This is a genomic window from Burkholderia sp. BCC1977 (genome assembly GCF_905339595.1).
GTDB lineage: Bacteria > Pseudomonadota > Gammaproteobacteria > Burkholderiales > Burkholderiaceae > Burkholderia.
Genome location: NZ_CAJPGQ010000027.1, coordinates 30648 through 55885, shown reverse-complemented (window position 1 = coordinate 55885; position 25238 = coordinate 30648). Strand labels below are relative to the sequence as shown.

Below are 25238 nucleotides of genomic sequence, written 5' to 3'. Positions count from 1 at the left end.
GTGACGCCGCCGGCCGCTGCCACGCGTGACGCCGCGCTCAGGGCTTGCGCCGGTTCAGCAGTGCGGGGATTTCCTGCTTGAGCAGATCGACGACGACCCGCACGCGCGGCGGCAGCGGCCGTTGCGCCTGGACCAGCGCGTTGAGCGCGAACTCGGGGATCGTGTACTGCGGCAGGATTTCGACGAGCTTGCCGTGCGCGAACGCATCGACGCAGGCCGGCGCCTGCACGACGCCGATGCCGCCGCCGGCCAGGATCGTGTCGAACATCGGGCGCCAGTGGCTCGTCGTCATCACCGTCCGGATCCGTGCGTATTCGAGCGTCTGGTCTTCGCTTTGCAGCGGCAGTTGCTCGTTCGCGAAGATGCCCTTGACGCGGATGAACGGGTGGTTCACCAGATCGGCCTTGGTTGCGATCGGGCCGTAGCGGTCGAGATAGGCGGGGGCGGCCACGAGCACGCGGCCGACCTTGCCGAGCGGATGCGCGACGAAGCCGCCGTCGCCGAGCTGGCCGACGCGGATCGAGATGTCGACCCCTTCCGTGACCGGATCGACGATGTTGTCGTTCAGTACCAGGTCGATGCGCAGGTCGGGATAGACGGTGCGGATCCGTACCAGCGCGGCCGGCATGACGACTTCGCCGAAGCACTGCGGCGCCGCGAGCCGGATCGTGCCGTCGAGCGCGTTCCCCGTGTTCGATACCGATGCGATCGACGCTTCGGCCGCTTCGAGCAGCGCCTTGCTGTGTTCGTAGAAAATGCGGCCTTCGTCGGTGCACGTGAGCGTGCGCGCGCTGCGCATCAGCAGACGTGTGCCGAGACGTTTCTCGAGCTTGTCGACGCGCTCGCTGACGGCCGGCTGGCCCATGCCGAGATCCCGGGCGGCACCGGACATCGTTCCGCGCTCCACGACCCTCACGTAGATGCGCATCGTCGCCAGCAAATCCATGGAATCTCGCCCCTTGTCCGGTTCGGGTGATGCCGAACGACGATGGTACCAAAGCAGGATCGGTACCGAAGGTGCGCGACGAACCGATACTCGGTATCGGTACGGAGGCACGCGCCAAACGCCCATGAGATCATCGGCGCCATGAGCGAACATCCGGCTCATGCGATCGACGGGAGACGACATGACGCAACGGGACGAAGCGGCGCACACGCGCTGCGTTGCATGGCAGATCGCGCAGACCTGGCAGGCGGCCGAATGGTGCCGGCTCGCCGAGACGCGCGCGGGCATCGACCTGTCGGGGGCGGTAGCGGGCGCGATCGACGGCACGCCGTTTCGCGTCGACTATGCAATCGCTTGCGGCGCCGACTGGCTGACGCGCTCGGTGCGCGTGACGCATTGGCTCGGCACGTCGCCGCCCCGGCAACGCGAGATCGAATGCGACGCGGGGCGCTGGACGGTCGACGGCGTCGACGCGCCGGCCCTCGCGGGCGCAACCGACATCGATCTCGGCTTCAGTCCGTCGACCAATACGCTGCCGATCCGGCGTCTCGGGCTGGCGGTCGGCGAATCGGCCGTCATCCATACCGCGTGGCTGCGTTTTCCGGCGTTCGAGTTCGTGCGCGGCGAGCAGCGCTATACGCGCACTGCGGAACACGTGTACCGCTACGAGAGCGGCACCTATGCGGCCGATATCGCGGTCGACGATGCGGGCCTCGTCACCGATTACGACGAATGGCGGCGAATCGGCGCGATGTGTTCGCCGTAACGCGTCGCAGCGGCGGCGCGTCAGCGCGCGTTGGCGACCGTCACCTTGCCGGGAATCAGTTTCAGCGTGCTGAACGCGTCGGCGATGTTCTGCTGATACGCGAGCGTCGCATCGGTGACGGGCTGCACGCCGTAGCCGGCGCGCTTGAGCGCGACCTCGAGCGTCTGCGCGTCGAGGCCGACGAGCGGCGACAGTTGCGCGGCGACTTCCGGAACATGGTCGCGTCCCCAGCGATCGACCGCGTCGACTTCCTCGAGCAGCGTGCGCAGCACCTGCGGCTGCGCGGCCGCATACTTGCGCGCGGCGAGGTAGTACTGCGTGTTGCGGACGAGCCCGTCGCCGTTCGCGACCACGCGCGCGCCGAGCTGCCGTTCGGCGGCCGCCAGGTACGGATCCCAGATGACCCACGCGTCGACGTTGCGCTGCACGAACGCGGCGCGCGCGTCGGCGGGCGTCAGGTAGATCGGCTGGATGTCGGTATACGCGAGGCCCGCATGCTCCAGCGCCTTCACGAGCAGGTAGTGGACGTTCGAACCCTTGTTGAGCGCGACCTTCTTGCCGCGCAGCTGCGCGACGGTGCGGATCGGCGAATCGGGCAGCACGACGATCGCCTCGCCGTGCGGCGCGGGCGGTTCGTTGCCGATATAGACGAAATCGACGCCTGCGGCCTGCGCGAAAATCGGCGGCGTTTCGCCGACCGTGCCGACGTCGATCGCGCCGGCGTTCAGCCCCTCGAGCAGTTGCGGGCCAGCCGGGAACTCGAGCCATTGGACCGTCACGCCCTGGCTCGCGAGCCGCTTCTCGAGCGTGCCGCGTGCCTTGAGCACGACGAAGTTGCCGTATTTCTGGAAACCGATGCGCAGCCGCTTGTCGCTGCCCTGGGCCCGTGCAGGCACGCCCGCGAGCGGGCCGAGCGCGAGCCCGGCCAGTCCGGCGGCCGCGCCGTGCAGCCATTGGCGGCGGCGCGGGTTTGCCGGGGTCGTTTCAAGGTTTGCGTGCGGTGTGTCGTTCATCGAGGCGTCCTGCTGGCGGGTTCACGGGTCGCGCGGGCTGGCGGCGCGATCGGCACGGGACGCAGCCGGATGCGGGCGATGCGCGCGGCCGGCCGGCCCGCGCCGGACTCACGACGATACGGCCGCGCGGGTCGGCGGCCAACCAATGAATCCGCATATGCAAATCAGCGGCGCGGCGATACGTGAACGACGGGCCGGCAGTGCGCCGCCGCGCTCAATCGGTGCCGAGCGGGCTTTCCTCGATCGAGTCGACGCGATCCGGATAGAACGCGAGGTGCGCGCGAATCGATTCGACGGCCGGGTATGGATGCTCGTACGTCCACACCGCGTTGGTCGCGCGTTCGCCGCCTGCGGGAATCGAGTAATACGCGCAATCGCCCTTGTACGGGCAGTAGGTTGCATGGTCGGTGCGTTGCAGCAGCGCCATGTCGGCGTCCTCGCGCGGAATGTACAGCACGGCCGGATAGCTGGCCTCGCGCAGCGCCAGCGCGCGGCGCGAATCGGCGACGACCCTGCCGGCCACCTTGACCACGACGCGCGACGGATGCGCTTCGATCGTGATCGGGTGATCGGGGCCCGGCGACTTCACGGGACGGGTGGGCGTATCGGGACTGATCGACATCGTGGGTCCTCCAGGAAGGGGCGGCGCGCCGGCAGGCACGCCGGGCCGGAACGTGCGCGCCGGGAGAATCCCCGCGCGCCGGTGCAGGCGTTGACCAACCGATACGATGCGCTAATTCCGGAGAACCTGCAGGGGGCCGGAAGACGGTGCGCAACGGTGCCGCGAACGGCGTCGATGCATGACGCTGGGCGGGCCGCTGCAGCATCTGCGCGGGCATGTCCCCGCCGCTCGCGTGGACATTTTCATGCAGCGGCAGCGGGATGCGTTCACCGCGATAAGCAACGCGGAATTAATTGGTAAGCGATCGGCGGGCGGCGCGCGAAGATCGGCGGTCGTCATTCGCATGACAGTCCTTCCCTGACCGCCACCATGAAGATTCCATTCGTTTCATCGGCCGCGCATCGCGCGCGGCGCACCTCCGTTGCCGTTGCAGCGCTGCGTGGCATGGCCGCGTCGCTGCTGCTCGCCGGCGCGGTCACGCACGTGTTCGCGGCGCCGGCCGGCAAGACGCTCGTGTACTGCACCGAAGGCAGCCCGGCCGGCTTCGACCCGGGCCAGCACACGACCAGCACCGATTTCGACGCGAGCACGTACACGGTCTACAACGGGCTCGTGCAGTTCAAGCGCGGCACGCTCGATCTCGTGCCGTCGCTCGCGACGCGCTGGGACGTGTCGCCCGATCAGCGCGTCTACACGTTCCACCTGCGGCGCGGCGTGGAGTTCCAGACGACCGCGTGGTTCAAGCCGACGCGCCCGTTCCAGGCGGACGACGTGGTGTTCACGTTCCGCCGGATGCTCGATCCCGCCGATCCGTTCCGCAAGGCCTATCCGGTCAGCTTTCCGTACTTCAGCGATCTCGGTTTCGATCGCAACATCGAGCGCATCGACAAGGTCGACGACGACACGGTGCGCTTCGTGCTGAAGTCGCCCGACGTCGTGTTCGTGCGCAATCTCGCGATGGCGTTCGCGTCGATCCTGTCGGCCGAATATGCGTCGCAGCTGACGGCACGCCATCGCGAGGCCGACATCAACCAGTTCCCGGTCGGCACGGGGCCGTTCCAGCTGCGCGCGTACCAGAAGGACGCGGTGATCCGCTACGACGCGAACCCCGACTACTGGAAGCCGGACGACGTGAAGCTCGCGCATCTGGTGTTCGCGATCACACCCGATCCGGCCGCGCGCCTGCAGAAACTCACGGCCGGCGAGTGCCAGGTGTCGGTGTTCCCGCGGCCGGCCGATCTCGAGACGGTGCGGCGCGATCCGAAGCTGACGCTGTTTTCGGGAACGGGCTTCAACGTCGGCTTCGTCGCGTACAACACGCAGCATCCGCCGCTCGATCGCGTCGACGTGCGGCGCGCGCTCGACATCGCGATCGACAAGACGGCGATCATCAAGACCGTGTTCAACGGCGACGCGACGATCGCGACGAACCCGATGCCGCCCGCGCAATGGTCGTACAACCCGCGCCTGAAGGACGCGCCACGCGATCCGGCCGCCGCGAAGGCGCTGCTCGCGCAGGCGGGATTCCCGAACGGCTTCGACCTGACGCTGTGGGCGATGCCGGTGCAGCGCCCGTACAACCCGAACGCGCAGTTGATGGCGCAACTGATCCAGCAGGACTGGGCGAAGATCGGCGTGCGCGCGAAGATCGTCAGCTACGAGTGGGGCGAATACAACCGCCGCGCGAAACGCGACGGGCAGCACGACGCGATCCTGTACGGCTGGTCGGGCGACAACGGCGACCCCGACAACTGGCTCGGCACGCTGCTCGGCTGCGAGGCGGTGCACGGCAGCAATCTCGCGAAGTGGTGCAACGCGGATTTCGAGCGGCTCGTCAGCGCGGCGCGCACGAACGCGGACGTCGCGAAGCGCACGTCGCTCTACGAGCAGGCACAGGTCGTGTTCAAGGATCAGGTGCCGTTCACGCCGATCGCGACGTCGATCGTGTCGCTGCCGGTCTCGAAGCGCGTGCACGGGCTGACGTTCTCGCCGCTCGGCGGGCACCGGTTCGACGGCGTGTGGCTGGATTGAGGCAGGGAGGCCGGCGCGCGTGCGCCGGCTGTCGGCGCGGTGGTCAGTTCAGCGCGACCGCGGCCGCTGTTTCGACCGGCGAACCTTCGAGCGCGACGGAGGCCCGGCCGTCGGGGCCGACCGGCACGTCGCCGACGAGCGTCGTGCGGTAGAGCTGGCGATCGAAGTCGAGATCGAAGATGTCGACCGGCGCGAGATGCGCGGTCGCGCGGTTGTCCCAGAACGCGATGCTGCGCGGCTCCCACTTGAAGCGGATCGTGAATTCCGGCCGCGTCACGTGTTCCCACAGCAGTTCGAGCAAGGCCTGGCTCTCGCGCGGCGACAGCCCGACGATCGACTTCAGGAAACTCGGGCTCACGTACAGCGCGCGTTCGCCGGTCTCCGGATGCACGCGCACCAGCGGATGCTCGGTCACGAGCGGGCGGCGCTCGACGGCTTCGTCGAACGCACCGGTGGCACGGACACCGGCCGGCGGCGTGAAACGATGGATGCCGCGCAAGCTGTCGACGAAGCCGCGCAGCGGCGCCGACAGCGTTTCGTACGCCCGCACGAGGTTGGTCCAGTGCGTGTCGCCGCCGTACGGCGGAATCGTCACCCCGCGCAGGATCGACGCCCACGGTGGATTGACGGCGGCCGTCACGTCGGTGTGCCAGCCGGTCCACGGCCGGCGCACCGGCTCGCCTTCGAAACGCGTCGCCTTGCGATGCTTCGCGATCGAATAGACGGCCGGATGACCGTCGACGTGGCCGAACACCGGGTGGCCGACGGTCGGCTCGCCGAACTGCGCGGTGAACGCGACATGCTGCTCGTGCGTGAGGAACTGCTCGCGGAAGAAGATCACGCGCCATTTCAGCAGCGCGGCGCGAATCGCGGCGATCTGCGGCGTGGTCAACGGCTGGGTGAGGTCGATGCCGCGGATCTCCGCGCCGATGTGGGCGGACAGCGGAATCACATCGACCGGCTGGGCCGCGGGTTCGGGTAGGGCGCTCATGCGACGCTCCTGGCGGAAGTGAACGGGATGGACGGCCGGCGACATCGTGGCGCATGCACGCGTCGGCCGGGTGGCGGGAAGGTTATGGTCGGATCCTCCGGTCGGGAAGGCAGGAATGCGAGAGTGCGGGCGTACGGAAATGGCGCCGGCACGGCGGCGGCCGAAGCCGCCACCGTGCGGCGAACGTCATTGCAGCGTCGCGCCCGGCCCCTTCAGCACGACGCTGCGGCGGCCGTCGATGCCGACCGGCACGTCGCCGTGAACGGTCGCGCGACGCACGACGCGGCGCGCATCGCCGTAGTCGTTGATCGCGTAGTGCTGCGTCGCGCGGTTGTCCCAGATCGCGACGTCGCCTTGCTGCCAGTTCCAGCGCACGGTGTTCTCGAGGCGCGTCACGTGTTCGTGCAGGACCTGCAGCAGATGCGCGGAATCCTGCGACGACAGCCCCTTGATCTTCTGCACGAAATGTCCGAGCACGAGCGTGCGTTCGCCGGTCTCCGGGTGCACGCGCACGACCGGGTGTTCGGTTTCGTAGACGGTCGACGTGAACACTTCGCGATAGCGCTTCAGTTGCGTGTCGTCGGCGTGCGCGTGCGTCGACGCGTAGTCGTAGGCGTTCGTGTGCACCGCCCACAGCGTGTCGGCGAGCGCACGCAGCGGGTCGGGAAGATGCGTGTATGCGGCCGCCGTGTTGGCCCACACCGTGTCGCCGCCGAACGGCGGAATCACGACCGCGCGCAGGATCGACACCTTCGGGTACGCGTCGACGAAGGTCACGTCGGTGTGCCACGAATTGGCGCGCGCGCCGTGCGCGGAATCGAGTTCGAGCAGGTGCGCGCTGCCGTCGACGGAGGGCACGGTCGGGTGTGCGACCGTCTCGCCGAAGCGGCGCGCGAATGCTTCCTGCGCGGTGTCGTCGAGATGGCCCTGGTTGCGGAAGAACAGCACCTTGTGGCGCAGCAGGGCGGCGTGGATGGCGTCGAAGGTCGCGTCGTCGAGCGTGTTCGACAGCCGGACGCCGGCGATCTCGGCGCCGATCCGGCCGGCGACCTGGCGAAGCTGAAGCGGAACGGCGGCCGTGCGCGGCGCGGCGGCGTGCGAAGCATGCGATGACGGGTGAGCGGCGTGCTGGACTTCGGACATCGGGAGTCTCCTGGGTCGGGTCGGTCGAGTCTCCATTCAAGCAGGGACCGCGCGGAACCGGAACCGATGAATCGTCACAACCTTAGCGCGTGCGGCGATGATCGATATGTGTCGTCATGCTGAGCGATTGGTGAACGGCATCGGGCCGGCCGCGTTACTGCGTTACCACGCGAGACGCCATTGGCCGATCCGGTGCGTCGCGGCCGCATCGACGCGTCTTGCACTGCCGCCCCTGTCGCCGTCGCCCGGCGGATCGCGATCGTCGAAACCGGCGAGCACCGTGTCGCGCAGCCGCGCAAATTGGGGCGAGTCGCGCCGACGCGGCCGCGGCAACGCAACGTCGACGATGCGCTCGATGCGCCCCGGGCGCGGCGCCATCGTGACGACGCGATCGCCGAGATAGACGGCTTCGTCGACATCGTGCGTGACGAGCACCATCGTGATGCGTTCCTGCTCCCAGATGCGCAGCAGTTCGTTCTGCATCCGCGCGCGCGTTTGCGCATCGAGTGCGCCGAACGGTTCGTCGAGCAGCAGCACGCGCGGCCGGTTCACGAGGCCGCGCGCGATCGCGACGCGTTGCGCCATCCCGCCCGACAGCTGGTTCGGGTACGCATGCTCGAAGCCGTTCAGTCCGACGAGCGCGATGTGCTCGGCCACTGCACGCCGCTTGGCCGGCGCGTCGAGCGGCGCGTTGCGCAGCGCGGCCTCGACGTTCTGCGCAACCGTCAGCCACGGGAACAACCGATGATCCTGGAACACGATCCCGCGCTGCAGCGACGTGTCGCGCACCGGTTCGTCCCCGGCGCGGATCTCGCCGGCGTAATCGGTATCGAGCCCGGCGATCAGCCGCAGCAACGTCGATTTGCCGCAGCCGCTCGCGCCGACGATCGTGACGAACTCGCCGGCACGCACGTGCAGCGACACGTCGTCGAGCACGGCGAGCGATGTGCCGCGTTGCGCATAGCGCTTGCTCACGTGGAGGATATCGAGCGAATCGGAAGCGAAGGTCGTCATGGCGGGAAGGGCAGCAACGGGAAAGAAGAGGGCGATCAGCGGCGCAGGTCGCCGCGCCGGGCCAGCACCTTGCGTTCGATCGCACGCGCGATCGCGTTCAGCGCCCAGCCGGTCACGCCGACGACGATGATCCCGAACAGCACGAGGTCCATCCGGAACTGCTCGCTGCCGTCGATCAGCGTGTTGCCGATCCCGCTGCCCGCGACGAGCAGGTACTCGGCGCCGAGCGTCGCGAGCCACGAGTAGATGAGGCCGAGATAGAGCCCGGTGAAGATCGACGGCAAGGCGGCGGGCAGGATCACGTGACGCACCAGCTGAAGCCGCGAATAACGCAGCGCGCGGGCCACGTCGACATACGTGCGCGGTACCGCATGAATGCCGTCGCACGTATGCGCGGCGACCGGCAGCAGCGCGGCGAGCGACAGGAACACGACCTTGGCGACGTCGCCGAGGCCGAACCAGACGGAAATCAGCGGAATCCACGCGAACAGCGAGATCTGCTTGAACGTGTCGAAGCTCGGGCCGATCACGCGCGCGGCGATGCGCGACAGTCCGAGCGCTGTGCCGAGCAGCAGGCCGCCGGTCGCGCCGATCGCGAAGCCGCACGCTTCGCGTGCGAGCGATGCCGACAGGGCACGCGCCAGCGCGCCGCTGGTCGTTTGGGCCCACGCGGTGTGCAGCACGTCGGCCGGGCCGACCAGCAGCCCGCTCCTGACGAGGTGCGCGGACGAGACGGCCCACCAGAGTGCGAGCACGGCCAGCGGCAGGACGAAACCGCGCCAGTCGGGCAGCGGAAGGCGACGGGCGATCGCGCCGGCGGGCGATGGTGGGGCGGGTGTCGACGTGGCGGTGAGCGGCACGGCAAGGCTCCTTGAATCGGGTTCAGCCGCGGAACGCGGACGGCACGCCGCGGCGCAGCCGTGCTTCGAGCGCGTCGAGCAGCCGGTTGATCACGAGGCCGACCGCGCCGACCACGATCACCGCGGCCATCACGAGATCGAGCTGGAACAGCTGGCGGCCGTACACGATCAGGTAGCCGAGCCCTTCCGACGACGCGACGAGTTCGACGACGACGAGCGCGAGCCACGATTTCGTGAACGCGAGCCGCACGCCGGTCGCGAGCGTCGGGATCGCGGCCGGCAGCACGACGTGGACGATGCGCTGGCGGCGCGTGTAGCCGAACACGCGCGCGGCTTCGTCGAGTGCGGGCGGCGTCTGGCGGAACCCCTGCAGCGTGCTCATCGTCACGGGGACGAGCGCCGCGTGCGCGATCAGCAGGTATTTCAGCGGCTCGCCGACGCCGACGAGCAGCAGCAGGAACGGCAGCCAGCCGAGCACGGGAATCTGCACGAGCGCGTTGAAGCCGGGCAGCACGTAGGCTTCCAGCGTGCGCGACAGGCCGAGCGCCGTACCGGTCGCGAAACCGAGCAGCGTACCGGCCGCGAAGCCGACCAACACGCGCTGCAGGCTGATCAGCGTGTGGCGCGCGAGATCGCCGCTGGCCGCGAGTTCGGCAAGCGAGTCGGCGACTTGCGCGGGCGGCGGCAGGATCTGCGGTGCGATCCAGCCGCGCGCGCTGCCCACGGTCCACAGCACGAACAGCAATGCGGGCAGCGCCCACGGCGCGAGCCGCCACGCCACGCGCTTCGCGGTCGCCGCGCGGGACGGCGCGGCAAGCGCGTGCGGATCGGACGACGGAATCGGGATCGCGGTGTCGCTCATCGGGGCGGGTCCGGGTCAGGAGAGGGGCTTGCCGGCCGCGTCGTAGCGCGGCCAGTACTGCTCGAGCTTCTGCGTGCGCAACGCGTTGTCGAGATACTTCGGCTCGAACCAGCCGTCGACGTCGACCGGCTGGCGGATCAGTTTCAGCTTCAGTGCGTCCTGCGCGACGGCCTTGTAGCGTGCGATCACGAACGGATCGATCAGCGGCGACAGACGGTCCTTCAGGCGCTGGTTCGCATAGTCGGCCTGCCACGACGCATACGGCACGCCGCTTTTCGCCCACAGCTTGAACAGCGCATCGCGGTTCGCCTCGTCGGACGACCATTGCGCCCCCTTCACGAACGCGTTGACGACGCGCTGCACGAGGTCCGGATGCGCGCGGTCGAAGTCGTCGAGCACGAGCAGGTGGGTCTGGCGCGTGAGCTGCGGGCCGTCGTTCTGCGATTCGTAGATGATCTTCGCGAGGCCCGCGTCGCGCAGCTTGTACAGCTGATAGTCGCCGACCGATGCGTCGATGCCCTTCGACGCGAGCGCGGCGAGCGAACTCGCGGAGTCGAGGTTGATCACGCGCAGGTCGCGTTCGCTCAGGCTGTTCTTCGCGAGTGCGTTGTCGGCGACGAGCTGCAGGTTGGTGCCGCGGAAGATCGACACGCGGCGGCCTTTCAGGTCCGAGATCGAGCGGATGCCGGAATCGGGCGGCACCGCGATCTTGATGCCCGAGCGCACGCTGGCCGCGAGCAGCAGGCGCGTCTTGATCCCGTTCGCGCGCGCGAGCACCGCCGGCAGGTCGCCCTGGTACGCGAAGTCGAGCGCCTTGTCGGCGATCGCCTCGTTGACGGCCGGGCCCGCGCCCTTGAAGAACAGCCACTGCACCGTGATGCCGTCGGCCGCGAATTCCTTTTCGACGAGCTGCTGAAGCTGCACGGTGGCCGCGCTCGACCCGCCGAAGGTCGGCGGATCGCCGGCGCCCTGCTGGGCGACGCCGATGCGGATGGTGGCGGGCTTGTCGGCATGCGCGGCGGCAGCGGGCAACGCTACGAGGGACGCGATCAGCAGCGATCGCAGCAGGCGCAGTGGAGACGGGAATCGGTCGATCATGGCGCGTCGGATGGTGAGGAGTGGAAATTGGGCCGGGGGTGTCGGACCATTCTGGAGGACGCCTCCGGTGCGGAACAAGCAACGATTTGAACTATGCTTATCGCCGCATTTCGGGTTGGCAAATCACGCGTGTCGCCGATTGGACATGGCGATACGCGCGAGCGCGGAGCGCGGAGGGCGGATTCCGCATGCCGACCGGCGGCGAATCGAGCGTCGATGACGGCGACGCCAATTCGAATCGCGCAATGCGATCGAGGGCGCAAAATTTTCCGGGTCATGCCGGCGTGCATGAAAAAATCGCCGGGCAACGCACACGGGAGTCTGTTTTAAATTCGGACAGGAATATCAGGCGGAATATCGGGAAGTTGAATAAAAATCATCGAACTGCACGGAGGCGGAAACGCGGCCCTCCGATATTGACATTCTTACTGCGCGCCGCGCCGGGCCCCCGGTATGATGCTGAAAAAGCGGTAAACGACATGCGCGTATTTCATCGTTGAAGGGCGCCGACCATAAATGCACTCTGACGCTAAATAATTTGAAATCGCCGAAAGAATTGGCTATACACTAGACAAACTGGCGTGATCCGCATTGTGCCAATGCAGTTACGCAACAAGCACGCAGGTGGCGGCAGATTCCGTTGCCGACCACCGCGCGTTGCAGCGATCGAATGGATTCCGGGGGATGCGCATGGTCCGATACCAGGGCCGCCGCATGAGTCATGAATGGGCGAAAACGCCGTGCGTGCCACCGAAGCAGCGCCGCTTCTTTTCACTCAACGGTCGATCACCGACCCCGTCACACGGAGGTTGTCATGCTGCAATACGTCAAGACCCTGCTGCGCGATGAACGCGGCGTCAGCTCGCTCGAATACGCGGTCCTGGCCGGCATCGTCGTGGTCGCACTGGCGGCGGTCGGGGTGATTCTCAGCAGCACGTCAGGCGGCTTGCCGGCCGTGTTCACCTCGCTGATCAACAAGGTCACGGCGCTGATCTGATCTCCTGAACCCGCGCGCCGCCGACGAACACACGGATCCGCAGCGGTACGACGTATCCAGCCGGGGCGCGCCGACGGACGGCTCTCCGATGCTCTTTCTCGTACAGTCGGCGGCGACGCTCGTGCTGGTGTCGCTCGCGACGCAGGATGTGCGTGCGCGGCGCCTGTCCAATCGCGCGGTGCTGGCGTTCGCGATGCTGTATTTCGTCGCGGCGGCACTCGCGAGCGAAGGGCTCGCGCAACTCGCCGGTCACGTCGCGACCGCCGCGGCGATGCTGCTGCTGTTCGCCGGCCTGCGTCACGCGGGCTGGATCGCCGGCGGCGACGTCAAGCTGGCGGCGGCGGTGTTCCTGTGGGCCGGCCCGACGCTCGCGTTCCCGGTGTTGACGATCGTCGGTGCGAGCGGTGCCGCGTACGGCCTCGCCGCGCTCGCGGCCGTCGCATGGCAGCGTCGCGCCGCGCCGGCGCGTACGCTCGCGACGCGCGGCGTGCCGTACGGGATCGCGCTCGCGCTCGGTGGTGCGCTGGCCGTCTGGGCACCGTTTCCTCGCGCGGTTTCGCTTATCTAGACCGGGGGACGCACGCCGCCATGCCCAAACCCCTGAGAATGATCGTGCTGATCATCGCTGCCGCGATCGGCGCGTTCATCCTGCGCCAGCTGTATGTCGCCGCGGCGACGCCGTCGGTGCCCGGCGAGGCGGCCGAGGTCCGCGTGCGCGTCGCGGCGGCGGACCTGCCCGAAGGGCTGCTGCTGCGCGACAACGATCTCGCGTGGAAGCGCATGCCGCGCACGCAGGTGCCGACCGGTGCGTTCGTCGAGTCGCAACCGGGCGCGGACCTGAAAGGCGCGCTGCTGCGCAACCGTGTCGACGCCGGTGCGCCGATCCGCGCGGACAACGTGATTCCGGCCGGCGCGCCGGATTTTCTCGCGGCCGCGCTGCAGCCCGGCATGCGCGCGATCTCGGTGCCGGTCGACGACGTGTCCGGCAACGCGGGGCTGATCCAGCCGGGCGACTTCGTCGACGTGGTGCTCACGCAGGAGATCGGTGGTTCCGCGACGACGCCCGGCACGTTCGAGGCGGAGACGGTCGTGCGGCGCGCGCGCGTGCTCGCGGTCGGCTCGGAATTCCAGCGTGCGAAGACGCCTGCGAGTGCGCCGGACGTGCCGGCCCGCGCGCGCACGGTCACGCTCGAGGTCGCGCCGCGCACCGCGCAGGTCGTGCTGGTCGCGACGCGCCTCGGCTCGCTGTCGCTGGCGTTGCGCAGCTTTGCGACGAGCGATCGCCGGCAGGCGGCGGGCGGCGACGAACCGGAGCCCGATACGCCGCCGGTGTGGGCCGGCGACGTGTCGCGCGCGGCGCGCGGCGCGGAGCGGGCACCGTCCGCGAGAACGGACGCCGGCACGCGGCCGGCGTCGCAGGGCAATACGGTCGTGATCTATCGCGGCTCGTCGGTCGACGATGGGTCGCGCGGCAGTGGCGGCGGCACCGGCATGCCGGGTGTGCCGCCGCTGCCATCCGGTTGGCCGGGCATGCCGGTTGCGCCGGCTGCGCCCTCGGGCGGCCATGTCGCCGCGGATGCGACGACGCAGGCGCCACGGATGGCGGCGCCGCAGTGACGCAGTGACGATTCGGGCCGGCCGCCCGGCGGCCGGCATTTGACGGGAACACGCATGGTGCGCATGGTTCGTTGGATCGCTTTCTGGTGCCTGGCCTGCATCGTCGCGCCGGGCGTCGCGCTCGCGCAGCGCGCGCAGGCGGCGGACGCCGGCGCGGCGTTGTCGATCGCGACCGGCAAGGGCGAGATGCTGTCGCTGTCCGAACCCGCGACCGCGATGTTCGTCGCGGACCCGAGCATCGCGGACATCCAGGTGCCGTCGCCGCGCACCGTGTTCGTGTTCGGCAAGAAGGCCGGCACCACCACGCTGATCGCGCTCGGCGCGAACCATCGGCCGATCCTGCGCCGGACGGTGATCGTGCAGGTCGACACCGCGTCGCTGCAGGCGGTGCTCGACAGCCGTTTTCCGCAATTGAAGCTGTCGGTATCCGGCGCGCCGGGCTCGCTGATGGTGTCGGGCAAGGTACCGAGCGCGGCCGACGCGGACGCCGTGATGCAGTCGCTCACGCCTTACATCAACGACAAGGAAAAGATCGTCAACCGGCTCACGCTGTCGCGCCCGATCCAGGTGAACCTGCGCGTGCGCGTGACCGAGGTGAGCCGCAATGTCACGCAGCAGCTCGGCATCAACTGGAGTTCGCTCGGCGCGGCCGGCAACTTCATCGGCGGGCTGTTCAACGGGCGCACGCTGATCGATCCGACGACCAAGCTGTTCAACCTGTCGCCGACCGGCGCGTATTCGGTGCTCGGCGGCTTTCACGCGGGGCGCTGGTCGATCGACGTCGTGCTCGACGCGCTCGATCAGGAAGGCCTGATCACGATGCTCGCGGAGCCGAACCTCACCGCGATGTCCGGGCAGACCGCGAGCTTCCTCGCCGGCGGCGAGATTCCGATTCCGGTCGCGCAGGCCGGCAACACCGGCGCGATCACGGTCGAGTTCAAGCCGTTCGGCGTGTCGCTCGACTTCACGCCGACCGTGCTCGCCGACAACCGGATCAGCCTGAAGGTGCGGCCGGAGGTGAGCGAGGTCGATTCGAGCAACAGCGTGACGACCGGCGGCGTCACGGTGCCGGGACTCTCGGTGCGGCGCGTCGAGACGACGGTCGAGCTGTCGAGCGGACAGAGCTTCGCGATCGGCGGGCTGCTGCAGAGCCAGACGGCGGATACCGTGTCGCAGGTTCCGGGCCTCGGCCGGCTGCCGATCATCGGCCGGCTGTTTTCGTCGAAGAACTTCCAGGACAACAAGACCGAGGTCGTCGTGATCGTGACGCCGTACATCGTGCAGCCGACCGGCCCTGGCCAGCTCGAGCAGGCGCTCGATACCGTCGCGCGGCCGAGCAGCGATCTGGAATTCGCGATCCAGCGCAATCTCGGGATCGACCTGCTGTCGGGCGACACGCCGCGTCTCGTCGGCGCTGCGGGCTTCGTGTACTGACCGGAGGAGCGCGCATGCGACTTCGAACCTTCACATCCGCCCTGGTGCCGCTGGCGCTGGCAGGCTGCCTGTCGGCGCCGCCGCCGCTCAACCTGCCCGATGCGCGCGCGATCGGCTTCGACGGCGTGCGCGCGGTGCCGCCCGACTGCGCGAAGCTGATGCAGCCGTCGCATCTCGTCGATGCGGGGTTCGGGCGGCCCGGCGTGCCGTTCGGCTGCGCGACCTACACGAATCTCGCGACGATGCTCGCGCGGCCGGAAGATCTCGTCGCGCCCGTGCCGTACGGCGGCGCCGATGCGCAAGTCGCGGCCGACGCGGTGCGCCGCTACGTCGAGGATCGCGTGAAGCAGCCGGCGCCGGACAAGACGCTGACGACGACCGGCTCGCCCGGCCACTGACCCGCTTCCGATGCCCATCGCGATGCCGCCCATGAACGTCCTCGATCGCCAGAATGCCAAGCGCGCCGCCTCCGCCGGAGCGGCGGATCTCATCGCGGTCGTGTCCGATGCCGGCAGCGAGGACGTGATCCGCCGCGTCGCCCAGGACCTGTCGATCACGCGCGCCCACGTGCAGCCGGGCAACTGCGACGACGCGATCCGGCTGCTGCAGCATCACGAGCGCTCGCCGCGCCAGCTGATCGTCGACGTGTCGGATTCGGTGCTGCCGGTGTCCGACCTGATGCGGCTCGCCGACGTGTGCGATCCGTCCGTGAGGGTGGTCGCGATCGGTACGCACAACGACGTCGGGCTGTTCCGCAACCTGCTCGGCATCGGTGTGCAGGACTACATCGTGAAGCCGCTGACCGTCGAGCTGATGCGGCGCGCGTTGACCGCGACGGAATCGGTCGTGCAGGTGCGCACCGGCAAGATCGTCAGCTTCGTCGGCGCGCGCGGCGGTGTCGGCACGACGACGGTGGCGGTGAGTCTCGCGCGCTGCCTGACGGGCGAGAAACGCCGCCGCGTGGCCTACGTCGACCTGAACCTGCATGGCGGCGGCGCGAACTCGCGGCTCGGGCTGTCGAGCAACAACGGGCTGATCGAATTGCTGAGCATGGAGCAGCGTCCCGACGACGCGTTGTTCGACCGCATGTTCGTCACCAAGGGCGACCGCCTGCACGTGCTCTCGGCCGAACTGGCGTATGGCGAAGACGCGCCGCTGCGCGACGATGCGATCGCGATGCTGGTCGACATGCTGAAGGACCGCTTCCACTACGTGCTGTTCGACGTGGGCAACCGCGCCGGCAAACTGTTCGGGGACGCCCTGGCGGTGTCCGATCTCGTCTATATCGTCGCCGATCGCTCGGTGCATGCCGCGTACGAAGCCGCACGGCTTGCGCGCTTCGTGCGGGAGCTGCCCGGCGAGCGGCTGCTGTCGATGATGCTGAACAACGCGCTCGAGCCGGTCAAGGGACGCGTCGCGCAGACCGACTTCGAGGATGCCTTCGGCGGCGTGAGGCTGCGCGAACTGCCGCACGAGCCGCAGACGCTCGCGGTTGCCGAGAACCTCGGCGAGCCGATCGACGGCGCGAAACGCCGTGGCTTCCTGGACGAGATCCGGCTGCTCGCGAACGGCATCACCGGCGAATCGATGGCCGTTGCGGAGCCGTGGTACGCGCGCTTCGTGAAATGGAGGAAAGGATCGTGACGTTCGGTACCCGCAAACGGCCTGCGTCGGAGCCGGCGCCGGCGCCCGCGGCTTACCCTGCCGCGCCGCGCGACGGCGCACCCGCGCCGGCCCCGACGGCGAGCCCGGCGCCCGCATCCGCGCGCGGGCTTGCGCTGGCCGATACCCAGGAGGCACTCATTCGCTCCGGCAAGTTCGACGCGATTCGCACGGCGGTGTTCTCGTCGATGAACATGTCGGCGGCGCTGATGAAGACGCGCGACGAAGTGCGCGCGGGCATCGAGCAGGTGGCCGCGCACACGGTCGAGCGCGAGCGCCTGAAGATCACGGCGGGCGAGCAGGTGCTGATCGTCGACGCGATCCTGAACGACATGTTCGGCGTCGGGCCGATCGAGCCGCTGCTCGCCGACGACACCGTCTCCGACATTCTAGTGAACGGCCCCGACCAGGTGTACGTCGAGCGCGCGGGCCGGCTCGAACTCACGACGCTGAAGTTTCGCGACAACGCGCACGTGACGAGCGTCGCGCAGCGGATCGCGGCGGCGGTCGGGCGCCGCGTCGACGAGAGCAGCCCGATGGTCGACGCGCGGCTTGCCGACGGCAGCCGCGTGAACGTGGTCCTGCCGCCGATCGCGATGCGCGGCGCGTCGATCTCGATCCGCAAGTTCGCGAAACGCGACATCACGCTCGCGCGGATGGCGCATCAGGGGAACATTTCACACGGGATGCTGCAGGTGCTGAAGATCGCGTGCGCGTGCCGGCTGAACATCGTGATCTCGGGCGGTACCGGTTCGGGCAAGACGACGCTGCTCAACGCACTGTCGCAACACATCGAGGAGCACGAGCGGATCGTGACGATCGAGGATGCGGCCGAGCTGCAACTGCTGCAGCCGCACGTCGTCAGCCTCGAGACGCGGCCGGAGAATACGGAAGGGCTCGGCGGGATCTCGCAGCGCGACCTCGTGCGCAACGCGCTGCGGATGCGGCCCGACCGCATCATCCTCGGCGAAATCCGCGGGGCGGAGGCATTCGACGTGCTGCAGGCGATGAATACGGGTCACGACGGCTCGATGACGACGATCCATGCGAATTCGCCCCGCGACGCGATCAGCCGGCTCGAAAGCATGGTCATGATGGCGAACGCGAACCTGCAGCTGCTGTCGATCCGGCGCCAGATCGCGAGCGCCGTGCACCTGTTCGTGCAGGTCGAGCGGATGCGCGACGGCGTGCGTCGCGTGACCCGGATCACCGAGATCGTCGGGATGGAGGGCGAGGTGGTGATCACGCAGGACCTGTTCGCGTTCCGCCAGGACGGCGACACGACGCGGGATGTGGTGAAAGGCGTGTTCGAGGCGTCGTCGCTGCGGCCCGCGTTCGCGCCGCGCGCCGCCTACTACGGCGTCGAGGACGCGCTTTCCGAGGTATTCCGGCAATGACGGCCGCTGACCTGTTCGCGCTCGGCGCATTCGTCGTGATCCTCGCGGCGGGCCTCGCGCTGTCCGCGTGGCTGGATCGGGCGCGCCACACGCCGGAGCAGCGCATTCGTGCGCGGATGCAGCATCTTGCGCCATCGCTGGCGGGCCGGGAAGCCGGTGCGGCCGCCGCACCCGGCGTCGCGCTGTTCAACCTGCCGCGGCGGCAAAGCCGCGCGCGTGCGTGGCTGCAGCGTTACGTGACACGCGTGCGGGCGGTTGGCGGTGAACGCGGGATGCGGATCGTGGTCGCCAGCACGATCGCCGGCGCGATTGCCGCGATCGTGGTGGTGGAGCTCGTCGCGTTGCCGCACGTACTCCATCCGCTGATCTATGTCGGGCTGCCGCTGGTGGCGATGCGCGCCAGCTACCGCGCGCTGGTCGAGCGGTTCCGGCTGCGCTTTCTCGAAGCGTTCCCGGACGCAATCGACCTGATCGTGCGGGCGGTGCGCGCGGGCATTCCGGTCACGCAGGCGATCAGCACGGTGGGCGACAGCGCGGCGGAGCCGGTGCGCTCGACCTTCCGCACGATGGGCGACAGCCTGCGCGTCGGCGCGGATCTGAAGGACGTGCTGACGCACGCGGCAGACCGGCTGATGATCGCGGATTTCTCGTTCTTTACCGTTTACCTGCTGCTGCAGCGCGAGACCGGCGGCAGCCTCGGCGAGACGCTCGACGAGTTGTCGAGCATCATCCGCACGCGCCGCGACATCCGCCTGAAGACACGCGCGTTGACCGCCGAGGGGCGGATCACGACGAAGATCATTTCGGCGGTGCCGTTCGTGATGATCGGCGCACTGTTCCTCGTGAACCGCGCGTACGTGATGCTGCTGTTCGACACGCATGCCGGACGCGTGATGCTGACGATCGCCGCGGTGCTGCTGACGATCGGACTGCTGACGATTCACAAGATCTCGAAACTGGATACCGCGCGATGACGCTGTCGATGCTGGCCGCCCGCGGCCTCGAACTGTTGCTGTTGCTCGCGTGCGTCGCGGTGGCGCTCGGGACGCCCGGCGGCGGCCCGCGCCGGCGGATCGCCGTGCGCGTGCAGCAGGCGGCCGGACAGCGCCCGCTGTCGCTGGTGCCGGGGCGGCTGCAGCCGGGCGAGGTGCGTCAGGACCTGACGCGGCGGCTCGCGCAGCTCGGCGAGCGGTTGCCCGTGCTCGACCCGATGCAGCGCGCGAAGCTCGGGCTGCAGCTGACGCGCGCGGGCTTCCGCGAACGGCGTGCGGTGTCGTCGATGATCGGCATCAAGCTGAGCTGCGGCGTGCTGCTCGCGGGCGTCGCGATCGTGTTCAGCCCGTACATTCCGCGATTCGGCGAATACGTCGTGATCCGGGCGTTGGCGATGGTCGCCGCGTTCGTGATCGGCGTGATCGTGCCGGAATACGTGCTCGGCGCGATGATCCGGCGGCGCCGGCGGATCATCGCCGCGTGCTTTCCCGATGCGCTCGACCTGCTCGTGATCTGCACGATGGCCGGCAACAGCCTCGTATCGGGCGTGCGGCGCGTCGCGCGCGAACTCGAGCGGATCTGCCCGCCGCTCGCCGACGAGCTGACGGTATGCGCGGACGAGCTGACGCTGAGCGGCAACGTAGCCGAGGCGCTCGCGCATTTCGCGCTGCGGGTCGACTTCGCGTCGGCACGCTCGCTTGCCACGACGCTCACGCAATCGCAGCGCTTCGGCACGCCGATCACGCAGGCGCTGCGCACCCTGTCGCGCAGCGAGCGCACCGAGCAGATCGTCGCGCTCGAGGAGCAGGCCGCGAAGCTCGCGCCGAAGATCACGCTGCCGATGATGCTGTTCATCCTGCCGACGGTCGGCCTGATCGCGGCGGGCCCGGCGGCGATCCGCCTCCTCGAGGTGTTCAAATGACACGATCCGTCATCCGTGCGCTCGCGTTCGCGGCGGTGTTGCCGGTGCTGGCCGGCGGCTGCGCGCCGGGTATCCAGACGCGGCCGGCGCTGTCGCACAAGAGCGACGACCCGCAGGCCGAACTGCGCATTGCCGACAGCGCGCTTGCCGGCGGCAACGTCGATCTTGCATCGACGCTGTACGGGAAGGTGCTCGCCCGGCATCCCGACTCGCTCGCGGCGCAACTGGGGCTCGCCGACGTCAACTACCGCGCCGGCGATCTGGAGCGCGCACGCATTCTCTACGAGCAGGCACGGCAGCAGGCGCCCGCGGAACTCGGGCCGCAGCTCGGGCTCGCGCGCGTCGCGTTGCGGCAGCGTCGGCTCGACGAGGCCGCCCAGCGCTACCGCGACCTGCTGGCCGCGCAGCCGAACCTGCCGCTCGCGGCGGAAGGACTCGGCACGGTGCTCGACCTGCAGGGCCGCCACGAGGACGCGCAGGCCGTGTACCGGGACGCGCTGCGCGCGCATCCGGATGCGCAGGGGCTGCGCGTCGACCTCGGGCTGTCGCTCGTGCTGGGCAACCGGCCGCGCGAAGGCGTGAACGTGCTGCTCGACGTTGCAGGGCTGCCCGACGCGCCGTGGCAGGCGCGCCAGAACCTCGCGTTCGCGTATGGCGTGCTCGGCAACACCGATTCGGCGAAGAAGCTGCTGGCGGCGGATCTGCCCGCGTCGGCGGTGGCCGACAATCTGCGCGTCTACCAGGCGGTGCGTGCGCAGCTCGCGTCGCGCCCGGCGCCCGCTGCGGCACGACCGTCGACGGGCGCCGCGCTCGCGCCGCGCGCCGTGCCGCCCGCCGAGGGGGCCGCACGATGACACGCGGGGCGATGGGCGCCCGCCACGCGCGCGGCGTCGTATCCCTCGAGTTCGTGCTGATGCTGCCGTTCCTGCTGATGGTGCTGATCGGCATCATCGACACGAGCCTGCTCCTGTGCGACAAGGCCGTCATCACGAACGCGAGCCGCGAGGCCGCGCGTGCGGGCGTCGTGCTGCGCGTGCCGATGCTGACCACGACGCAGATCGCCAACGTCGCGACGACCTATACGCAGAACAGCCTCATCACCGGCGGCACCGCGACGACGCCGACCGTGACCGTGACGCAGGCGAACGGCACGACATCGGGCACCGCGCTGACGGTGACGGTGACCTACACGTATGTCGGGCTGGTGCTGGGTTCGGCATTCAGCGCGCTGACCGGCCCCGTCACGATCTCGGCCAGCTCGGTGATGCTCTATGAATGACGCGGCCGGCACGCCATGCCTCGGCACCGCGCGCGAGCGCGGCTCCGTCGCGCTGTTCTTCCTGCTGTTCCTGATTCCGCTGCTGTCGTTCGGCGCGCTGGCGATCGACATCGCGTGGGTGGCCACGGTGCGCAACCAGTTGCAGAACGCCGCCGACGCGGCCGCGCTCGCGGCGGCCGACGCGATGATGTCGCCGACGGGCGGCGCGCTGAACTGGTCGCAGGCCGCGCCGGCGGCGAACGGCGCGATCGCGCGGAATTCGGCGGCGGGCGCTCCGCTGGCGACCGGCACGGTGACGACCGGGTACTGGAACGTGACGCGCAATCCCGCGTCGATGCAGGCGACCACCATCACGCCCGGCACCTACGACGTGCCGGCGGTGCAGGTGACGGTGTCGCGCGCGCCGGGCGTGAACGGCGGCTCGATTCCGCTGCTGCTCGGCGGGCTGCTGGGCATCCCCGGCGCGTCCGGCAGCGCGACCGCGATCGCAGTGCTCGCCGCGCCGGGCGGGGTGGCGGCGGGCGGGCTCTTTCCGGTCGCGATCGACCAGTGCGTGTACAACCAGTACTGGAATGCGCAGACCAACCAGCCGCTGATCAATCCGCTGACCAACCTGCCGTACGAATTCTCGATCACGAACGGCCAGACCTACGGCGCGCTGTGCATGGGCGGCCAGTGGACGTCGTTCCAGTCGACCGCGACCGACACGACGACGATGGGCGGCCTGATGGTGACCGGCAACCCGACGACGCTCAATATCGGCGACAGCATCTATCTCGCGACCGGCGTGAAGGCGACGCTCTATACGTCGGTGCCGGTCGGCACGACGGTCGTGCTGCCTGTCGTCACGCAGACGGCGAGCAGCACCTACGTGCCGATCGTCGCGTTCGCGGCGTTCCATATCGACGTGTCGCTCGGCGGCACGTACAAGTACATCCAGGGGCACTTCGTCGCCGGCGTGAAGATGACCGGCGTCGCGACGGGCGTCGGGCCGTACTACGGCGTGTACGTGCCGCCGCGGCTCGCATTGTGAGCGTCGTGCCGTGCGCGGCGCAGCAGCACGAGCAGTGCGAAGAGCGTCACGGCCGGGCCGATCTGCGGCATCAGCAGCCACGGGTTCAGGTATTCCGCGACCGGCAGCGCCCACATCAGCGCGATCGCGGCCTGTTCGCCGCGCAGCCAGCCGTCGCGCCAGCCGATCGACAGCATGCACGCGATCGCGATGGCGAGCCACGCGAGTTCGTAGTGCCACACGTACGGGTTCGCCACGAGCGTCGCGACCGTCAGCACGGCGGCACGCACGCGGGTATCGCGCGATTGCGTCCACGCGATGCACGCGGCGGCGATCGCGATCGCCGCGATACACGCCTGCGCGGCATACGCGGCGCCGAGCGGCACGCCCGCAAGCCGGAGCGCCGCGAACGGCGTCGGCGACGCGAGCCAGAACACGACACCGTGTTCGAGGACGATCGATCGTGCGAGTCCGGTGCTGGCGACGAACAGGCGCAGCGACTCGATGCCGCAAATCAGGACGCTCAGCGCGACGAACGCGCCGGTGGCGAGCGCGGCCCATGCGATCGTGCGCCATGCGCGCACCGCGATCAGCACGAACGGGAACAGCAGCGCCATCTGCGGCTTGACCGACAGCAGGCCGATGCAGAGGCCCGCCAACCATGGCCGCCGATCGGCCCAGTGAACGGCCAGTGCCGCGCACGACGCGGTCAGGAACGCGTTTTGTCCAAGCGTCGCGGTGACGAACACGCAAGGCGCGGCGGCCAGCGCGAGCGGGCCGACGCGCCATGCGCCGGGAAGCGTGCCGAGACGGGAAACGCGCCACGCGACGAGACCGAGCACGACGACGCCGATCGTGACGAACAACGGATAACCGAGCGCGAAGGGCAGTAGTGCCAGCGGTGTCACGAGCAGCAGATAGGTGGGCGGATACAGCCACGGGGCGAAGACGTCGCGGCGAAGGTTCGTGAACAGCTCGGCCGACAGCCGCGAGAATGCGGAGAAGTCGTACGCCTGCGCCGGCGAGCCGTGCAGCATCAGGTACGAGGCCGACCAGAACACCGAGAAGTCGGCACCGGGGCGTGCCACGACGCTTCCGGGCCCGTGACGCACGACGGTCGTCCAGATCGTGATGAACAGCGCGTCGAGCACGAGCATCAGCACGCTGTACAGGATGGCGCGTCGCGGCGTGAGCCATCCGCCGACGCGGCGCTCCGCCGAGCGTATCGATTGCCGGGAAACGTCCAATTGCCGCGCCCGGTTCTACTTGAACGACGCCTTGCGGGCGGCGAAACTGGCGGCCGCCGGCATCGCCGTCCGGCGGCGGGTCGCGTGCGCACGCTTCAGCGGGAACTGCAGCAGCTTCGATGCCGGCTGTGCGGCGGCATCGCGCTCGGCACGGTAGCGCCGCCGCACGAGATAGACGGGGCGCTGCTTGGACTCGTGATAGATCCGGCCGAGGTATTCGCCGATCACGCCGATGCCGATCAGCTGGATGCCGCCGACGAACAGCACGACGGAAATCAGCGACGGGTAGCCGTGCACCGGATTGCCGTACAGCAGCGTCCGCACCACGATGAAGGCGCCATACACGAGCGACAGCATCGCGAACGTGAGACCGACGTAGGTCCACACGCGCAGCGGCACGGTGCTGAAGCTCGTGATGCCCTCGAGCGCGAAGTTCCAGCGTCGCCATCCGGAGAACTTCGAGCGGCCGCCGCTGCGCGGCGCACGCGTGTATTCGACGATCGCGGTGCGAAAGCCGACCCACGCGAACAGCCCCTTCATGAACCGTCGCCGCTCCGGCAGCGCGCGCAGCGCTTCGACGACCTCGCGATCCATCAGGCGGAAATCGCCGACGTTTTCCGGCATCTCCACCTCGGACAGCGCATTGTGCACGCGATAGTAGAGCGCCGCCGCCACGCGCTGCAGGTACGGGTCGCACATCCGGTCGGTGCGTTTCGCCGCGACGACCTCGGCGCCGGCGCGCCAGTGTTCGATCATCGCGGGAATCAGCGCGGGAGGGTCCTGCAGGTCAGCGTCGATCAGGATCACCGCGGCGCCGGCCGCCTCGTCGAGACCCGCGGTGAGCGCCGCTTCCTTGCCGAAGCGGCGCGTGAGATCCACGACGTGCACGCGCGGGTCGCGGGCGGCGATCGCGAGCAGCCGGTCGAGCGTGCGATCGCGGCTGCCGTCGTTGATGCAGATGAACTCGAAGCGGACCCCGGCGACCGACTCGAGAACGGGCAGCGTTTCGGCAAAGAACGCGCCGATCGTTTCCTCTTCGTCATGAAACGGCACGACGAGCGATATCAGCGGCTTCCTGGCTTGCGTGGACATGCTGCGATCTCCCGAGAGATTCGGCCGGCGCTGCACCGTATGGTTCCGATTGTCGTCTGCCGAACAGGTGCTGCCCGGTTCGGCGTGAATGCGGTTCCGGGATGCTTGTCCACCGCAGCCCCGGGCGATACGTGTGGCGTTCATTGTACGCAGGAATCGGTGATTCGTAACACGTATCGGCGCTTTTGCACGACGGTCGGCTTGCGGGGGAAAACCCCGGCCGGCGGTTGTCGGCGAACC

The 25238-nt window shown here is 69.0% G+C and carries 25 protein-coding genes; 14 read left to right on the top strand and 11 right to left on the bottom strand.

Features of this window, described 5'->3' with window-relative positions:
• Positions 1–37 precede the first annotated feature (37 nt).
• On the bottom strand, positions 38–946 hold the full coding sequence (locus U5771_RS21980) for a LysR family transcriptional regulator (RefSeq protein ID WP_322025934.1): 909 nt from the start codon (positions 944–946) through the stop codon (positions 38–40).
• Between the two features lie 181 nt (positions 947–1127).
• On the opposite strand from U5771_RS21980, the gene U5771_RS21975 reads away from it, so the two are divergent.
• Positions 1128–1712 (top strand): putative glycolipid-binding domain-containing protein, encoded by a 585-nt coding sequence (locus U5771_RS21975; protein WP_322025933.1) that lies wholly within the window; start codon positions 1128–1130, stop codon positions 1710–1712.
• 20 nt (positions 1713–1732) lie between these two features.
• Here the strand turns inward: U5771_RS21975 and U5771_RS21970 are convergent, their stop codons facing one another.
• Both U5771_RS21970 and U5771_RS21965 read right to left on the bottom strand, forming a co-directional pair.
• Entirely contained in the window at positions 1733–2725 is a 993-nt protein-coding gene (locus U5771_RS21970) for a sulfonate ABC transporter substrate-binding protein (RefSeq protein WP_322025932.1), read from the bottom strand.
• 214 nt (positions 2726–2939) lie between these two features.
• Complete coding sequence (locus U5771_RS21965) at positions 2940–3347, bottom strand: DUF427 domain-containing protein (protein ID WP_322025931.1); 408 nt, start codon at positions 3345–3347, stop codon at positions 2940–2942.
• A 369-nt stretch (positions 3348–3716) separates the two neighbouring features.
• On the opposite strand from U5771_RS21965, the gene U5771_RS21960 reads away from it, so the two are divergent.
• Positions 3717–5378 carry an ABC transporter substrate-binding protein gene (locus U5771_RS21960; protein ID WP_322025930.1) on the top strand — a complete coding sequence of 554 codons (1662 nt, stop codon included), beginning with the start codon at positions 3717–3719 and terminating at the stop codon, positions 5376–5378.
• Positions 5379–5421: 43 nt separating this feature from the next.
• On the opposite strand, the gene U5771_RS21955 is transcribed toward U5771_RS21960, so the two are convergent.
• The 6 genes from U5771_RS21955 to U5771_RS21930 form a co-directional block, all read right to left on the bottom strand.
• The gene (locus tag U5771_RS21955; RefSeq protein ID WP_322025929.1) at positions 5422–6369 is read right to left on the bottom strand and encodes a TauD/TfdA dioxygenase family protein; all 948 of its coding nucleotides are present in this window, start codon (positions 6367–6369) and stop codon (positions 5422–5424) included.
• A gap of 186 nt (positions 6370–6555) precedes the next feature.
• Positions 6556–7512, bottom strand: coding sequence for a TauD/TfdA family dioxygenase (locus U5771_RS21950; RefSeq protein WP_322025928.1), 957 nt, complete (start codon positions 7510–7512; stop codon positions 6556–6558).
• Between the two features lie 162 nt (positions 7513–7674).
• Positions 7675–8526, bottom strand: a complete 852-nt coding sequence (locus U5771_RS21945; RefSeq protein ID WP_322025927.1) for an ABC transporter ATP-binding protein — start codon at positions 8524–8526, stop codon at positions 7675–7677.
• A 35-nt stretch (positions 8527–8561) separates the two neighbouring features.
• Entirely contained in the window at positions 8562–9386 is an 825-nt protein-coding gene (locus tag U5771_RS21940) for an ABC transporter permease (protein ID WP_415859425.1), read from the bottom strand.
• 22 nt (positions 9387–9408) lie between these two features.
• Positions 9409–10248 carry an ABC transporter permease gene (locus U5771_RS21935; RefSeq protein ID WP_322025926.1) on the bottom strand — a complete coding sequence of 280 codons (840 nt, stop codon included), beginning with the start codon at positions 10246–10248 and terminating at the stop codon, positions 9409–9411.
• Between the two features lie 15 nt (positions 10249–10263).
• Complete coding sequence (locus U5771_RS21930) at positions 10264–11346, bottom strand: ABC transporter substrate-binding protein (protein ID WP_322025925.1); 1083 nt, start codon at positions 11344–11346, stop codon at positions 10264–10266.
• An 814-nt stretch (positions 11347–12160) separates the two neighbouring features.
• Between U5771_RS21930 and U5771_RS21925 the strand changes: the two genes are divergently transcribed.
• From U5771_RS21925 to U5771_RS21870, 12 genes are all read left to right on the top strand, one after another.
• The gene (locus tag U5771_RS21925) at positions 12161–12343 is read left to right on the top strand and encodes a Flp family type IVb pilin (RefSeq protein WP_124450135.1); all 183 of its coding nucleotides are present in this window, start codon (positions 12161–12163) and stop codon (positions 12341–12343) included.
• A gap of 88 nt (positions 12344–12431) precedes the next feature.
• Positions 12432–12911 (top strand): prepilin peptidase, encoded by a 480-nt coding sequence (locus U5771_RS21920; RefSeq protein ID WP_322025924.1) that lies wholly within the window; start codon positions 12432–12434, stop codon positions 12909–12911.
• A gap of 20 nt (positions 12912–12931) precedes the next feature.
• The gene (cpaB, locus tag U5771_RS21915) at positions 12932–13960 is read left to right on the top strand and encodes a Flp pilus assembly protein CpaB (protein ID WP_322025923.1); all 1029 of its coding nucleotides are present in this window, start codon (positions 12932–12934) and stop codon (positions 13958–13960) included.
• Between the two features lie 54 nt (positions 13961–14014).
• Positions 14015–15394, top strand: coding sequence for a type II and III secretion system protein family protein (locus U5771_RS21910; protein WP_322025922.1), 1380 nt, complete (start codon positions 14015–14017; stop codon positions 15392–15394).
• A 14-nt stretch (positions 15395–15408) separates the two neighbouring features.
• Positions 15409–15792: a CpaD family pilus assembly lipoprotein gene (locus tag U5771_RS21905; protein WP_322025921.1), complete on the top strand. Its 384-nt coding sequence runs from the start codon at positions 15409–15411 to the stop codon at positions 15790–15792.
• 22 nt (positions 15793–15814) lie between these two features.
• The gene (locus U5771_RS21900) at positions 15815–17038 is read left to right on the top strand and encodes an AAA family ATPase (RefSeq protein WP_322025920.1); all 1224 of its coding nucleotides are present in this window, start codon (positions 15815–15817) and stop codon (positions 17036–17038) included.
• Positions 17035–18453, top strand: coding sequence for a CpaF family protein (locus U5771_RS21895; protein WP_322025919.1), 1419 nt, complete (start codon positions 17035–17037; stop codon positions 18451–18453). Before U5771_RS21900 ends, U5771_RS21895 begins: the two co-directional genes overlap by 4 nt.
• The gene (locus U5771_RS21890) at positions 18450–19427 is read left to right on the top strand and encodes a type II secretion system F family protein (protein WP_322025918.1); all 978 of its coding nucleotides are present in this window, start codon (positions 18450–18452) and stop codon (positions 19425–19427) included. Before U5771_RS21895 ends, U5771_RS21890 begins: the two co-directional genes overlap by 4 nt.
• Positions 19424–20368, top strand: coding sequence for a type II secretion system F family protein (locus U5771_RS21885; protein ID WP_322025917.1), 945 nt, complete (start codon positions 19424–19426; stop codon positions 20366–20368). The genes U5771_RS21890 and U5771_RS21885 overlap by 4 nt, the downstream gene beginning before the upstream one ends.
• Positions 20365–21222, top strand: coding sequence for a tetratricopeptide repeat protein (locus U5771_RS21880; RefSeq protein ID WP_322025916.1), 858 nt, complete (start codon positions 20365–20367; stop codon positions 21220–21222). Before U5771_RS21885 ends, U5771_RS21880 begins: the two co-directional genes overlap by 4 nt.
• Positions 21219–21647, top strand: coding sequence for a TadE family protein (locus U5771_RS21875; protein WP_322025915.1), 429 nt, complete (start codon positions 21219–21221; stop codon positions 21645–21647). The genes U5771_RS21880 and U5771_RS21875 overlap by 4 nt, the downstream gene beginning before the upstream one ends.
• Positions 21640–22680, top strand: coding sequence for a TadG family pilus assembly protein (locus tag U5771_RS21870; RefSeq protein ID WP_322025914.1), 1041 nt, complete (start codon positions 21640–21642; stop codon positions 22678–22680). The genes U5771_RS21875 and U5771_RS21870 overlap by 8 nt, the downstream gene beginning before the upstream one ends.
• Here the strand turns inward: U5771_RS21870 and U5771_RS21865 are convergent.
• Complete coding sequence (locus U5771_RS21865; RefSeq protein WP_322025913.1) at positions 22644–23906, bottom strand: glycosyltransferase family 87 protein; 1263 nt, start codon at positions 23904–23906, stop codon at positions 22644–22646. The two genes, U5771_RS21870 and U5771_RS21865, sit on opposite strands and share 37 nt — an antisense overlap.
• A 15-nt stretch (positions 23907–23921) precedes the next feature.
• A complete protein-coding gene (locus U5771_RS21860) occupies positions 23922–24998 on the bottom strand; it encodes a glycosyltransferase family 2 protein (protein ID WP_322025912.1) in 1077 nt (358 codons plus the stop codon).
• Positions 24999–25238: the final 240 nt, after the last annotated feature.